Here is a 14707-nt window from a genome sequence, read left to right as displayed (position 1 = left end):
CCGGCTTCTGAGCTTTTCCAACACAGTTAGTGGAGAGATCACCTTGGTAGAGTACGTAGTTTCCCTCGATAAGCTCGGCGTCCATGATGTAGAGCATGTGGGGGGCAAGAACGCATCCCTGGGCGAGATGATCAGTAACCTTGCAGGTGCCGGTGTATCGGTGCCCGGTGGCTTCGCCACGACAGCTCAGGCTTATCGTGATTTTCTGGAACTGAGCGGCCTGAACGATCAGATCCACGCTGCCCTCGACGCCCTGGACGTCGATGATGTAAACGCCCTTGCCAAGACCGGCGCCCAGATCCGTCAATGGATCATGGAAGCCGAGTTCCCCGAGAAGCTCAACGCCGAGATCCGCACTGCGTTCGCCACGCTGTCGACCGGCAACCCTGACATGGCCGTGGCCGTGCGCTCTTCCGCTACCGCCGAAGACCTGCCGGACGCTTCCTTCGCCGGTCAGCAGGAAACCTTCCTGAACATCCGTGGTGTCGAAAACGTCATTCGCGCCGCCAAGGAAGTGTTCGCTTCCCTGTTCAACGACCGTGCGATTTCCTACCGTGTCCACCAGGGCTTCGATCACAAGCTGGTAGCCCTGTCGGCCGGCGTGCAGCGCATGGTCCGCTCCGAAACCGGCACCGCCGGCGTGATGTTCACCCTCGATACCGAATCGGGCTTCCGTGACGTGGTGTTCATCACCGGCGCCTACGGCCTGGGTGAAACCGTCGTACAAGGCGCGGTGAACCCGGATGAATTCTATGTTCACAAAGGCACGCTGGAAGCCGGTCGTCCGGCCATTCTGCGTCGCAACCTGGGCAGCAAAGCCATCAAGATGATTTACGGCGAAGTGGCCACGGCCGGTAAATCGGTCAAGACCATCGACGTGGACAAAGCCGATCGTGCGCGTTTCTGCCTGAGCGACGCCGAAGTCAGCGAGCTGGCCAAACAAGCGATGATCATCGAGAAGCACTACAAGTGCCCGATGGACATCGAATGGGCCAAAGACGGTGACGACGGCAAGCTGTACATCGTTCAAGCTCGCCCTGAAACCGTGAAGAGCCGCACCCAGGCCAACGTCATGGAACGTTACCTGTTGAAAGAGACCGGCACCGTGCTGGTGGAAGGTCGCGCCATCGGCCAGCGTATCGGCGCCGGCAAGGTGCGGATCATCAAGGACGTGTCCGAGATGGACAAAGTCCAGCCGGGCGACGTTCTGGTTTCCGATATGACCGACCCGGACTGGGAACCGGTCATGAAGCGCGCCAGCGCCATCGTCACCAACCGTGGCGGCCGTACCTGCCACGCGGCGATCATCGCTCGCGAGCTGGGCATCCCGGCAGTGGTCGGTTGCGGCAACGCCACCCAGCTGTTGAAAGACGGCCAGGGCGTGACCGTTTCCTGCGCTGAAGGCGACACCGGTTACATCTTCGAAGGCGAGCTTGGTTTCGACATCAAGAAAAACTCCGTGGATGCCATGCCGGATCTGCCGTTCAAGATCATGATGAACGTCGGCAACCCGGACCGCGCCTTCGACTTCGCGCAGCTGCCGAACGCCGGTGTGGGCCTGGCCCGTCTGGAATTCATCATCAACCGCATGATCGGTGTGCACCCCAAAGCGCTGTTGAACTACGACGGCCTGCCGCAGGAAATCAAGGACAGCGTCGACAAGCGCATTGCCGGTTACAACGACCCGGTCGGCTTCTACGTCGAGAAACTGGTCGAGGGCATCAGCACCCTGGCGGCAGCGTTCTGGCCGAAAAAGGTCATCGTGCGTCTGTCGGACTTCAAGTCCAACGAATACGCGAACCTGATCGGCGGCAAACTCTACGAGCCGGAAGAAGAGAACCCGATGCTGGGCTTCCGAGGCGCTTCGCGTTACATCAGCGAATCGTTCCGTGACTGCTTCGAGCTCGAATGCCGCGCGCTCAAGCGCGTGCGTAACGAGATGGGCCTGACCAACGTTGAAATCATGGTGCCGTTCGTTCGTACTCTGGGCGAAGCGAGCCAGGTGGTCGATCTGCTGGCCGAAAACGGTCTGGCCCGTGGCGACAACGGTCTGCGCGTGATCATGATGTGCGAACTGCCGTCCAACGCGATCCTGGCTGAAGAGTTCCTCGAGTTCTTCGACGGCTTCTCCATCGGCTCCAACGACCTGACCCAGCTCACCCTGGGCCTGGACCGTGACTCCGGGATCATCGCGCACCTGTTCGACGAGCGTAATCCTGCGGTCAAGAAGCTGCTGGCCAACGCAATTCAGGCTTGCAACAAGGCGGGCAAATACATCGGCATTTGCGGTCAGGGCCCTTCGGACCACCCGGACCTGGCCAAGTGGCTGATGGAGCAGGGCATCGAAAGCGTTTCGTTGAACCCCGATTCCGTACTGGAAACCTGGTTCTTCCTGGCTGAAGGTCAGGCTTCGGCCTGATGTGTTGAGTGAAGAGGCCTGTCGGTGACTGGCCTCTTTAGGATTCAAGTAGGGCGGGCTCCATCTGGATGCCGCCCTTTTTTGTGCAAGAGCATTATGCAAAGCAGCAGCAACCTATTTCCTGTCGCCCTGATCAGCGCCGAGCGGCGCGGCGATCTGAGCGAAGACGTCTATCGTTTGAAACCCGGCAACAGCCCCGACGGCACCGTCGAACTGGCTGTGACGCGCCTGGGCCTGGCCGACGAGCCAGCGGTGCGTGGCGTGCCGGTGATTCTGTTGCACGGCAGCTTTTCCAATCGACGGTTCTGGTTCTCTCCCAAAGGTCTGGGCCTGGGCGCTTATCTGACGCGCCTGGGATTTGATGTGTGGATTCCGGAAATGCGCGGTCACGGCTTGTCTCAGCGCAATCAGGGCTATCGTCAGAACCGCGTCGCCGACTATGCGCGTTACGATTTGCCGGCCATTGGCGCGTTCGTGCGCGAGCAAAGCGGCCAGGTCCCGCACTGGATCGGCCATTCGCTGGGCGGCATTACCCTGGCCGCGGCATTGGGCGGTCAGTACCTGGGCGAGCCTGCCGTGGCTTCTGCGGCGTTTTTCGGCACGCAGGTCAGCCGCACCTACTGGCCGTTGAAGTTTCCTCCGGTGGAGTGGAGCGGACGCTTCATTCTCAAGCGGTTTGCCCAGCTGTCGGGTTCACGGCTCAAGCGCGGCCCGGAGGACGAGCCGATAGGCCTGGCCCTGGAAAGCATGCGCTGGTACGGCCTGTTCGGCCGTTTTGGCGATGCCGACAAAGACTGGTGGGCGGGTTTGGCCGAGGTTCAGTTGCCGGTGCTGGCCGTGAGCGCCGCGGGCGATCATCAGGACCCGACGTGGGCCTGCCACAAGCTGTTCGATCAGGTCGGCTCCGAGCACAAGCAATTCATCACCCTTGGCCGCGAGCAAGGCTTTGGCGATAATTTCGGTCATGTGGAAATGCTGGTCAGCAAGGCTGCGCAGACTGAAGTCTGGCCGTTGGTGGCGCGTTGGCTGGCGGATCAACAGACGCCTTTGCTGGGTGGTACGCCGGATTTGGCCACAGCGATTTGAGCTTGATGCTCTAAAAAGGGCATTTCGCTCTGATCGGCTTGCGGCTAAGATGTGACGAATTTAGCGGTTCTGGTCACTTTTGGTGACCGATTCGGCCGCTATGTTCGTGCAAGCGGAGCGATTTACAGTCGTCCAGCCTCGGCCCGAGTATGCTGCATACTCGATTGTCTTCCTTTTTACAGGAGTTTCTCGATGAACCATTACCTCACGCCTGACCTGTGCGATGCCTACCCGGAGCTGGTGCAGGTGCTGGAACCGATGTTCAGCAATTTTGGCGGCCGTGATTCTTTCGGCGGCGAAATCGTGACCGTCAAATGTTTCGAAGATAACTCGCTGGTCAAGGAGCAAGTCGAGCTCAAGGGCAACGGTAAGGTGCTGGTGGTCGACGGTGGCGGTTCCCTGCGCCGCGCGCTGCTGGGCGACATGCTGGCCGAGAAAGCCGCGAAGAACGGGTGGGAAGGGCTGGTGATCTACGGTTGCATCCGCGACGTCGACGTCATTGCGCAAACCGATCTGGGGGTTCAGGCCCTGGCCAGTCATCCGATGAAAACCGACAGGCGCGGTGTTGGTGAACTCAACGTTGCCGTGACCTTCGCAGGCGTGACCTTTCACCCGGGCCACTACGTTTATGCGGACAACAATGGCGTGATCATCTCGCCAAGCCCGCTTGCGATGCCTGAATAAAGCACTGCCAGCTTTTTGTTTCAAGAATAGGGGTGAGGATGTTCGAGGAAGAAAACGCGCAGTGGGGGCTGGTGCATGCCCTGGTGCTGGATGGTAAAGGCGGTGCGCGTTCGATAGCCCGGACTGAACTCGATGACTTGCAGCTGCAGGCCCATGAAAGCCTGTGGCTGCACTGGGATCGCAGCCACCCGCAAACCCAGACCTGGCTGCGTAAATCCAGCGGTTTGAGTGAATTCAGTTGCGACTTGTTGCTGGAAGAGAACACCCGGCCGCGTCTCTTGCCGCTGCCGGACTCCGAACTGCTGCTGTTTCTGCGCGGGATCAACCTGAACCCGGGCGCGGAGCCGGAAGACATGGTCTCGGTGCGGATCTTTGGTTCGGCGCGGCGTGTGATTTCCTTGCGTCTGCGGCCGCTGCGCGCCACCGATGAGTTGTTGGTGCAGCTAACCGAAGGCAAAGGGCCGAAAACCGCCTCCGAACTCATCCTTTATATGGCGCAATACCTCACCCACAAGGTGCAGGATCTGGTCGGTTGCCTCTCGGAAATCGTCGATGAGGAAGAAGAAAAGCTGGATGCCGACGAACGGTATACACCCGAGCATGGGGCCGTTTTGCAGATCCGTCGCAGGGCGGCTGCGCTGAAGCGTTTTCTGGCGCCGCAGCGGGATATTTTCGGTCAGCTGACGCGGATAAAACTGCCGTGGTTCGCCGAAGACGATGGCGATTACTGGAACGAATTGAACAACAGCCTGACCCGTTATCTCGAGGAGCTGGAATTGACCCGGGAGCGCGTGGGGCTGGTGCTGGAGGCCGAAGACCGGCGTCTGACCGTGCGTATGAACCGCACGATGTACCGCTTCGGGATCATCACCGGGATCTTTTTGCCGATGAGTTTTCTGACCGGTCTTTTGGGTATCAACGTAGGCGGCATTCCGTTCTCCACCAACCCTTATGGCTTCCTGATCGCCTGCTTGCTGGCAGGCTCGGTAGCGCTGGCGCAGTGGTGGCTATTCCGACGTTTGCGCTGGTTCTGACGATGAGTCATGTGACCCGACCAAATTTGACCGCGTCTTTCACAGATATCACGAGAGGTGCGTATGCACGATCCGTTTGAACAGTCTTTGCGTGACATGCTCAAAGCGTCGCCGTCCAGCCGTGACGACGATGCGTGCCTGGGTCGCGTGCTGAAAACCGCCAACCGCCAGGTCGGTGCCGGCGATCTGTTCAGCCTGCTGGGCCGTTGGCTGCCCGCGCTGATGATCGCCCTGAATAACGGATCGGCCCATGTCGCGCCGGTTTCTCGTCTGCGCAAACCTACCGCTCGCACTGCTGATAAGGCTGATTGAATATGGAACTTGACCTCTGGACTCAGAGCCTCGTCACTGCAATGACTGCGTTGTGGACCAAAGTTGCGAACTTCATTCCGAACCTGTTCGGCGCACTGGTTGTGCTGCTGCTGGGTTTTGTCGTGGCCAAGCTGCTGGACACGCTGCTCTCCAAATTGCTCGCCAAACTGGGCCTCGATCGCCTGATGGGCGGTACCGGGCTGACCAAGTTGCTGTCTCGCGCCGGCCTCCAGGTACCTATCTCGACCCTGATCGGAAAAATCGTGTATTGGTTTGTTCTGCTGATTTTTCTGGTTTCTGCCGCAGAATCCCTCGGCCTTGAGCGAGTTTCGGCTACGCTGGACATGTTGGCGCTGTATGTGCCGAAAGTATTCGGCGCGGCGCTGGTGCTGCTGGTAGGTGTCTTGCTGGCGCAACTGGCCAATGGGCTGGTGCGTGGCGCGGCAGAAGGCGTGGGGCTGGATTACGCCGCGGGCCTGGGGCGGATTGCCCAGGGCCTGGTGATCATCATCAGTATTTCGGTTGCGATCAGCCAGTTGGAGGTCAAGACAGACCTGCTTAACCACGTGATCGTGATCGTCTTGATTACCGTTGGTCTGGCGGTTGCGCTGGCCATGGGGTTGGGAAGCCGGGAAATTGCCGGTCAGATTCTTGCGGGAATCTATGTGCGTGAGTTGTATCAGGTTGGGCAACAAGTACGAGTTGGCGAGGTCGAAGGTCAGATCGAAGAGATCGGGACGGTGAAAACCACCGTGCTGACCGACGAGGGTGAGCTAGTCTCTCTCTCGAATCGGATTCTCCTGGAGCAGCATGTGAGTAGCCGCTAACCCGGCAAATCCTGCTAATGTATGCCGCCGCAAAATGCCCTGAGGGGCTGCGGCGGACATTGACCTGACTGTCGGCCCGACTTGTTTTGAATAAAGCTCAATCGCTCTCCACGCGCTACGACCCCCGCGAGCTCTCTGATGAGGAGTTGGTCGCGCGCTCGCACACCGAGCTGTTTCACGTAACGCGCGCCTATGAAGAACTGATGCGGCGTTACCAGCGAACATTATTTAACGTTTGTGCACGATATCTGGGGAACGATCGTGATGCAGACGATGTCTGTCAGGAAGTGATGTTGAAGGTGCTGTACGGCCTGAAGAACTTCGAGGGCAAATCGAAGTTCAAGACGTGGCTCTACAGCATCACGTACAACGAGTGCATCACGCAGTATCGGAAAGAACGGCGAAAGCGTCGCTTGATGGACGCTTTGAGTCTGGACCCCCTCGAGGAAGCGTCTGAAGAAAAGGCGCCGAAACCCGAGGAGAAGGGCGGACTTGATCGCTGGCTGGTGTATGTGAACCCGATTGACCGTGAAATTCTGGTGCTACGATTTGTCGCAGAGCTGGAGTTTCAGGAGATCGCAGACATAATGCACATGGGTTTGAGTGCGACAAAAATGCGGTACAAGCGCGCTCTCGACAAATTGCGTGAGAAATTTGCAGGCATTGCTGAAACTTAGTTCGGCGCAAATTTCTCTTGCGTGTAGGCAAGTTCTGATAGACTTGCCGCCGAGTTGTCCCCCGGTTTGCGGGACTGCTTCACAATCACCAGATGGGGATTTAACGGATGAAACTGAAAAACACCTTGGGCTTGGCCATTGGTACTCTCATTGCCGCCACTTCGTTCGGCGCTCTGGCACAAGGCCAAGGCGCAGTTGAAATCGAAGGCTTCGCTAAGAAAGAACAGTACGACAGCGATCGTGACTTCAAGAACAACGGCAACCTGTTCGGCGCTTCCGTCGGCTACTTCATTACTGACGACGTTGAAGTGCGTCTGGCCTACGACGAAGTGCACAACGTGCGCTCCGACGACGGTCGTAACATCAAGGGCGCGGACACCGCTCTGGATGCTTTGTACCACTTCAACAACCCGGGCGACATGATCCGTCCTTACGTTTCCGCAGGTTTCTCGGACCAGAGCATTGGCCAGAACGGCGGTGGCGGTCGTAACCGTTCCACTTTCGCCAACGTTGGCGGCGGTGCCAAGTTGTACTTCACCGAGAACTTCTACGCCCGTGCCGGCGTTGAAGCTCAGTACAACATCGACCAGGGCGACACCGAGTGGGCTCCAAGCGTCGGTATCGGTGTGAACTTCGGTGGCGGCTCCAAGCCTGCTGCTGCTCCAGTTCCAGCACCAGCTGAAGTTTGCTCCGACAGCGACAACGATGGCGTTTGCGACAACGTTGACAAGTGCCCGGACACCCCGGCCAACGTAACTGTTGACGCTGATGGCTGCCCAGCAGTTGCTGAAGTTGTTCGTGTTGAGCTGGACGTGAAATTCGACTTCAACAAGTCGGTAGTCAAGCCTAACAGCTACGGCGACATCAAGAACCTGGCTGACTTCATGAAGCAGTACCCATCCACCACTACTGTTGTTGAAGGTCACACTGACTCCGTCGGTCCTGACGCTTACAACCAGAAACTGTCCGAGCGCCGTGCAAACGCCGTTAAGCAAGTTCTGACCAACCAGTACGGTGTTCAATCGTCCCGCGTTCAGTCTGTTGGCTACGGCGAATCCCGCCCAGTAGCTGACAACGCCACTGAAGCTGGCCGTGCTGTAAACCGTCGCGTAGAAGCGAAGGTTGAAGCTAACGCTAAGTAATTAGCTCGCAGCTCTGGAAAAGCCCGGCTCAGGCCGGGCTTTTCTTTGTCTGCGATTTGGGTTTCAGCGAGGGTTTTCGGTGTTTCGTAAAGATCGCAGCCTTCGCAGCTCCAGGGATCGCATTGCAAATATGGGAGCTGCCGAAGGCTGCGATCTTTTAGCTTCTACAGGGATGAGAACCGAACCAATGCAGGCTGCGATCTTTTGATCTCATCACAGGCCGCCACAGCGCCGATTACCAGGATCGCCGGGCTTTTCAACTGGAAGCTATGGGCATCGTCCTCCATGGCTGTCAGGTCGCTCCGACATTCCCGTTGGTGCGGCAGGGAAGCATTTTCGATCATCGCCACGGGTGTATCGGCTGCCATACCACCGGCCAGCAGTTGCTCGCGAATTTCACTGAGCTTCGCCACGCCCATGTAGATCACCAGCGTGGTGCCCCCTTGAGCCAGGGCCTGCCAATTCAGGGTGCTGTCATCCTGAGTGTGCGCCGTGACCAGTGTCACGCCGCGCGCGACGCCCCTCAGCGTCAGGGGAATATCGCATTGGGTCGCGCCGGCAAGACCCGCCGTGATGCCATTGACCAGCTCAACCTCGACACCGCGCTCGCGTAGCCACTGCGCTTCTTCACCGCCACGCCCGAAGATGCACGGATCGCCGCCCTTGAGGCGCACCACGCATTTGCCGTGGCGGGTATAGCGCAACATCAGGCGATGAATGAATGCCTGAGGCGTGGAGCGACAGCCGCCGCGCTTACCCACAGGAATAATTCGCGCGCTCGGGCAATGCTCCAGTACCGCGTCATTGACCAGATCGTCGATCAGCACAACGTCCGCTTCGCGCAACGCTCGAACCGCCTTGAGGGTCAGCAATTCAGGGTCGCCGGGACCCGCACCCACCAGCCAGACTTTTGCGCTCATAGTGTTTCCTCACGAGATGATGGCGACTGGCTGCACGGTGGCGGCCAGCAAACGCTTGATTTCCGGAACGCAGGAACCGCATTGCGTGCCGCAGCCCAATTCTTGTTTTAAACCCTGCAAGTCCAGGCCACGGCCAATGCCGGCACAGACTGCGCTCTGGCTGACGTTCATGCAGTTGCACAGGGTTTTGGTGCCGGATGTCGGACCGCCAGCGTTGCCCGGTGGCGCGCTCAAGGGCGCCAGCAGCCAACGGCGCAGTTGTTCGTCGGCGCGACCTTCGAGCCACAGGCTTTGCAGCCAGTGCTGGGCGAGGGTTTCACCGGCCAGGCGAATCGCGGTGATCCGACCGTTCTCGATGCGCACCCGTTTGCCGATCGAACGCCGGGGATCGTCGTAGGCCAATACCGGGCCCTCGTTGAGGCCCAGGCATTGATCGATATCACGTAGCAGTTGCGGATCGGGTGCGGTGGCGCTGGCGGCGCGTATCAGCAGCGCAGGACGTTCACGACCGGCTAGGCTGAGGCTGGCGTAGGAAAACGCCTCGCAGAGCGGTCGTAGCGTCTCTAAATGCTGTTGAACATCACCCTCTATCAGGGCGAAAAGCTGCCAAGGCAATTGCACTGGCTCGAGGCGCACACCGCTGTGTTTGAGTTCCGGTTGTTTCGACAACGGATCGAAGGCGGGAAGAGTGAGGGTATTCACACCGCCCTTGAGAAAGCGATCACCCCAATGCATCGGCAGAAAGGCCTGGCCCGGACGTACGCTGTCGTCGCTGCTGACCGGCACGATGACCGAGCCCCGGCGACTCTTCAGATTGATCAGATCGCCAGGTTGCAGGCGATGCCGGCGCAGCTCATCCGGGTGCAGGCTCAACACAGCTTCGCTGACATGGCCGAATAACCGCGCGGCGGTGCCGGTGCGGCTCATGCCGTGCCATTGATCGCGCAGGCGTCCTGTGATCAGGGTCAGTGGGAACCGCGCATCGCGCTGCTCCTTGGCGGCGCGATACGGGTCGGTCACGAACTGTGCACGCCCGCTGGCGGTCGGGAAAACCCCGTCGAGGTACAGCCGCGCCGTGCCTTCGCGGGCACCGGCGGGGAAGGGCCACTGCTGCGGACCGAGCCGGTCGATCAACTCATGGCTGATCCCGGACAGATCGAGGTCGCGGCCGCGAGTCAGGTGTTTGTATTCGTCGAAGACTTGCGCCGGGGTTTCAAAGGCAAACAGGCTGGTGGCTCCAGGGCGCAGATGTTTTTCCAGACGCTGTGCGAAGTCCACGGTGATCGCCCAGTCGGAACGCGCTTCACCGGGTGCGCCGATGGCCCGACGGACGTGGGAAATGCGCCGCTCGGAGTTGGTGACCGTGCCGTCCTTTTCGCCCCAACTGGCGGCGGGCAGCAGCAGGTCGGCGAACGCGGCGGTTTCGGTGGTGTGGAAGGCTTCCTGCAACACCACGAACGGGCAGGCTTGCAGTGCCTCGCGCACAGCGGTCTGGTCCGGCATTGACTGGGCAGGGTTGGTGCAGGCGATCCACAGGGCTTTGATCTTGCCGCTGCGCATCTGCTCGAACAGTTCGATGGCCGTGAGCCCGGCGTGCTCGGGCAGTTGATCGACACCCCAGTAGGCAGCTACTTCTGCGCGGTGTTCGGCATTGGCCGCTTCGCGATGGCCTGGCAGCAGGTTCGACAAACTGCCAGTTTCCCGGCCACCCATGGCATTCGGCTGACCCGTCAGTGAGAAAGGTCCTGCACCGGGCCGGCCAATTTGCCCGGTAGCCAGGTGCAGGTTGATCAGCGCGCTATTCTTCGCGCTGCCGGCGGTGGACTGATTCAGCCCCATGCACCACAGCGACAGAAAACTCGGTGACGTGCCAACCCATTCCGCGCATTGCTGCAATTGCTCGACGCTGATGCCACAGAGCTGCGAAACCATTGCCGGGGTGTAATCGCGCACCAGGCTTTTCAGCTCGGCCAGGCCTTCGGTGTGAGCCTTGATGAAGTCGCGGTCAATCCAGTCTTCCCACAGCAGCAAGTGCAAAATCCCATGGAACAAGGCGACATCGGTACCGGGTAGAATCGCCAGGTGCAGGTCAGCCAGATCGCAAGTGTCGGTGCGCCGTGGGTCGATGACGATGACTTTCATCTGCGGCCGGCGGGATTTTGCTTCTTCCAGGCGACGAAACAGGATCGGGTGGGCGTAGGCCATGTTGCTGCCGACGATCATCACACAGTCGCTCAATTCCAGGTCTTCGTAGTTGCAGGGCGGCGCATCGGCACCGAGGCTGCGCTTGTAGCCGACCACCGCCGAAGACATGCACAGCCGTGAATTGCTGTCGATGTTGTTGGTGCCCACCAGCGCCCGCGCCAGTTTGTTGAAGGCGTAGTAATCCTCGGTCAGCAATTGCCCGGAGATGTAGAACGCGACGCTGTCCGGGCCGTGCTCGGCAATTGTTTGGGCGAATACGCTGGCGGCGTGATCGAGAGCCGTGTCCCAGTCGGTACGGCTGCGGGCCAGGCCTTTGCCCAAGCGCAGTTCCGGGTATAACGCCCGTGCCGTCAGGTCGCCGGTCAGGTGCAGAGTCGAACCTTTACTGCACAACTTGCCGAAGTTGGCCGGGTGCGCCGGATCGCCGCTGACGCCGAGGATGCGCTCGCCGTCGTGCTCGATCAGCACGCCGCAGCCGACTCCGCAATAGCAGCAGGTGGAGGCGGTGATTTGACGGTCCATCAGCTTGCTTCCCGCAGGGCCAGCAGCACCCGGCCATTCTCGACCCGTGCCGAGTGATGGTGGGCGCAGCCGATATCCGGAGCCTGGGCCTCGCCGGTTTCCAGGTCGATCTGCCAGTTGTGCAGCGGGCAGGCCACCCGTTTGCCGTAGATCAAACCCTGGGACAGCGGCCCGCCCTTGTGCGGGCAGCGGTCGTCGAGGGCGAAAACCTCATCATCGCTCGTACGAAAAATCGCGATGTCGCCTTTCGGGCCCACGATGATTCGCGAGCCAAGGGTGTTGATCTCTTCCAGTGCGCAGATATCCAGCCAGTTCATACCGACACCTCCAGGTTCTTCGCGGGAATGACCTCGAATTCTTTTTTCAGCAGCGGCTGTTCGAGGCGTTCTTTCCACGGGTCCTGTTCAAACGACAGGAAGAATTGCAGGCGTTCGTTGAGTGCCTTGCGCCGTACCGGGTCTTCCAGCACGGCTTTCTTGATGTGTTCCATGCCGACCCGTTGCAGGTAATGCACGGTGCGCTCGAGGTAGAAGGCTTCTTCGCGATACAACTGCAGGAACGCGCCGTTGTATTCGCGCACTTCTTCGGCGGTTTTCAGCTTGACGAAGAACTCCGCGACTTCGGTTTTGATCCCGCCATTACCACCGATGTACATCTCCCAGCCGGAGTCCACGCCGATAATTCCGACGTCCTTGATTCCCGCTTCCGAGCAGTTGCGTGGGCAACCGGAGACGGCCAGTTTCACTTTGTGCGGCGACCACATGTTGAACAGGTCGTGCTCAAGCTCGATGCCCAGTTGCGTGGAGTTCTGGGTGCCGAAGCGGCAGAACTCGCTGCCGACGCAGGTTTTAACGGTGCGGATGGATTTGCCGTAGGCGTGGCCGGACGGCATGTCCAGATCCTTCCAGACCCCTGGCAAGTCCTGCTTTTTAATCCCCAGCAAGTCGATGCGCTGGCCGCCGGTGACCTTGACCATCGGCACGTTGTACTTGTCGGCCACATCGGCAATGCGCCGCAGCTCTGAAGGATTGGTCACACCGCCCCACATCCGCGGGACTACAGAGTAAGTGCCGTCTTTCTGAATGTTGGCGTGTGCGCGTTCGTTGATCAGGCGCGATTGTGGATCGTCCTTGGCCTCGCCCGGCCAGGTGGAAATCAGGTAGTAGTTGAGCGCCGGCCGGCACGTGGCGCAACCGTTCGGGGTGCGCCAGTTTAAATAAGTCATGGTGCCGAAGAGGGTCAGCAGGTGCTGGTCGCGGATGGCCTGGCGGATTTGCCCGTGGTTGAGGTCGCTGCAACCGCAGATGGCTTTTTCGCTTTTCGGTTTGACGTCCGCCGCGCCGCCCACGGTGTTGATCAGGATCTGCTCGACGAGGCCGGCGCATGAGCCACAAGAACTGGCGGCCTTGGTGTGTTTCTTCACGTCGTCGACGCTGAACAGGCCGTGTTCCTGGATGGCCTTGACGATGGTGCCTTTGCACACGCCGTTGCAGCCGCAGACTTCGGCGGTGTCGGCCATACTCATGGCCTTGTCCTGGCCTTGGTGTCCTACGTCGCCGAGGGCGTTTTCACCGAATATCAGGTGATCGCGGATCTCGCCGATGCCATGGTTCTCACGGATCTGCCGGAAATACCAACCGCCATCTGCCGTATCGCCGTACAGACAGGCCCCGACCAGCACGTCATCCTTGATCACCAGTTTTTTGTAGACCCCACCGATCGGGTCGGAGAGGGTGATGGTTTCGGTGCCTTCGCCGCCCATGAAGTCGCCGGCGGAAAACAGGTCGATGCCGGTGACTTTCAATTTGGTCGACGTCACCGAGCCCTTGTAGGTGGCGAAGCCCAGTTGGGCGAGGTGGTTGGCGCACACCTTGGCCTGTTCGAACAGTGGCGCGACCAGGCCGTAGGCGATTCCACGGTGGCTGGCGCATTCGCCGATGGCATAAACCCGAGGGTCGTAGGTTTGCATCGTGTCGTTGACCAGAATCCCGCGACTGCACGGGATGCCGGATTTTTCCGCGAGTTCGGTATTGGGGCGAATACCGGCGGCCATCACCACCAGGTCGGCGGGGATGATGTCGCCGTTCTTGAACTGCACCGAGCCGACCCGGCCATTGCCGGCATCGTGCAGGGCCTGGGTCTGTTCGCGCAGGCGAAAATGCAGGCCGCGGGCTTCCAGGGCGGTTTGCAGGAGTTGGCCGCTGGTTTTGTCCAGTTGCCGCTCCAGCAGCCATTCGCCGATGTGCACCACGGTGACGTGCATGCCGCGCAGCATCAGGCCGTTGGCGGCTTCAAGGCCCAGCAGGCCGCCGCCGATGACCACGGCGTGCTTGTGGGTCTTGGCGGTGTCGATCATCGCCTGGGTGTCGGCAATGTCGCGGTAGCCGATTACGCCCTGCAAGGTATTGCCGGGGATCGGCAGGATGAACGGGGTCGAGCCGGTAGCGATCAGCAGGCGGTCGTATTCGGCCTCGGTGCCGTCTTCGGCGATGACCCGGCGTTTGACCCGGTCGATCTCCACCACTTTGCGGTTGAGCAGCAGCTTGATGTTGTTGTCCAGGTACCAGTCCAGATCGTTGAGCACGATCTCTTCGAATGTCTGTTCGCCGGCCAATACGGGCGACAGCAGGATGCGGTTGTAGTTGGTATGGGGTTCGGCGCCGAAGACCGTGATGTCGTACAGCTCATTACTCAGTTTGAGCAGTTCTTCCAGGGTGCGAACCCCGGCCATGCCGTTGCCGATCATCACCAGTTTTAGTTTTTTCATCAGGTTCTCCGGGGAGCTCGGGCTGGCCTCATCAGGGCATTCAGGCCTTGCTCGACAAAATTTTGCGCAAACAAAAAAAGGCGTCCCGCTAGCTAACTAGCGAGGACGCCTT

The 14707-nt window shown here is 59.8% G+C and carries 12 protein-coding genes; 8 read left to right on the top strand and 4 right to left on the bottom strand.

Annotated elements, in window-relative coordinates; all coding sequences use genetic code 11:
- The first annotated feature begins 43 nt into the window (after nt 1-43).
- The 8 genes from ppsA to QMK51_RS19130 all read left to right on the top strand — a co-directional run bounded on the left by ppsA (nt 44) and on the right by QMK51_RS19130 (nt 8181).
- On the top strand, nt 44-2419 hold the full coding sequence (gene ppsA / locus QMK51_RS19165) for a phosphoenolpyruvate synthase (protein WP_320391255.1): 2376 nt from the start codon (nt 44-46) through the stop codon (nt 2417-2419).
- Between the two features lie 96 nt (nt 2420-2515).
- Nucleotides 2516-3505 (top strand): alpha/beta fold hydrolase, encoded by a 990-nt coding sequence (locus tag QMK51_RS19160; protein WP_320391254.1) that lies wholly within the window; start codon nt 2516-2518, stop codon nt 3503-3505.
- Nucleotides 3506-3697: 192 nt separating this feature from the next.
- Complete coding sequence (gene rraA / locus QMK51_RS19155) at nt 3698-4189, top strand: ribonuclease E activity regulator RraA (RefSeq protein ID WP_258696777.1); 492 nt, start codon at nt 3698-3700, stop codon at nt 4187-4189.
- A gap of 38 nt (nt 4190-4227) precedes the next feature.
- Nucleotides 4228-5223 carry a zinc transporter ZntB gene (locus QMK51_RS19150; protein ID WP_320391253.1) on the top strand — a complete coding sequence of 332 codons (996 nt, stop codon included), beginning with the start codon at nt 4228-4230 and terminating at the stop codon, nt 5221-5223.
- A 63-nt stretch (nt 5224-5286) separates the two neighbouring features.
- Entirely contained in the window at nt 5287-5535 is a 249-nt protein-coding gene (locus QMK51_RS19145; protein WP_007940635.1) for a hypothetical protein, read from the top strand.
- Nucleotides 5536-5537: 2 nt separating this feature from the next.
- Nucleotides 5538-6362, top strand: a complete 825-nt coding sequence (locus QMK51_RS19140) for a mechanosensitive ion channel family protein (RefSeq protein WP_007940637.1) — start codon at nt 5538-5540, stop codon at nt 6360-6362.
- 86 nt (nt 6363-6448) lie between these two features.
- Nucleotides 6449-7039, top strand: coding sequence for an RNA polymerase sigma factor SigX (gene sigX / locus QMK51_RS19135; protein WP_017337463.1), 591 nt, complete (start codon nt 6449-6451; stop codon nt 7037-7039).
- Nucleotides 7040-7146: 107 nt separating this feature from the next.
- Complete coding sequence (locus tag QMK51_RS19130; protein ID WP_320391252.1) at nt 7147-8181, top strand: OmpA family protein; 1035 nt, start codon at nt 7147-7149, stop codon at nt 8179-8181.
- A gap of 164 nt (nt 8182-8345) precedes the next feature.
- Here the strand turns inward: QMK51_RS19130 and cobA are convergent, their stop codons facing one another.
- From cobA to nirB, 4 genes are read right to left on the bottom strand one after another with little or no spacing between them, the layout of a single operon-like run.
- Nucleotides 8346-9101, bottom strand: coding sequence for a uroporphyrinogen-III C-methyltransferase (gene cobA, locus QMK51_RS19125; protein WP_320391251.1), 756 nt, complete (start codon nt 9099-9101; stop codon nt 8346-8348).
- A gap of 9 nt (nt 9102-9110) precedes the next feature.
- Complete coding sequence (locus QMK51_RS19120) at nt 9111-11828, bottom strand: molybdopterin-dependent oxidoreductase (RefSeq protein ID WP_320391250.1); 2718 nt, start codon at nt 11826-11828, stop codon at nt 9111-9113.
- A complete protein-coding gene (gene nirD / locus QMK51_RS19115) occupies nt 11828-12145 on the bottom strand; it encodes a nitrite reductase small subunit NirD (RefSeq protein WP_320391249.1) in 318 nt (105 codons plus the stop codon). Before nirD ends, QMK51_RS19120 begins: the two co-directional genes overlap by 1 nt.
- Nucleotides 12142-14595, bottom strand: a complete 2454-nt coding sequence (nirB, locus tag QMK51_RS19110; protein WP_320391248.1) for a nitrite reductase large subunit NirB — start codon at nt 14593-14595, stop codon at nt 12142-12144. Before nirB ends, nirD begins: the two co-directional genes overlap by 4 nt.
- Nucleotides 14596-14707 lie beyond the last annotated feature (112 nt).

It is taken from the genome of Pseudomonas sp. P9_31, assembly GCF_034008235.1.
In the GTDB taxonomy this organism is placed as follows: Bacteria; Pseudomonadota; Gammaproteobacteria; order Pseudomonadales; family Pseudomonadaceae; genus Aquipseudomonas.
This window is presented reverse-complemented; position numbering and strand designations above follow the sequence as displayed.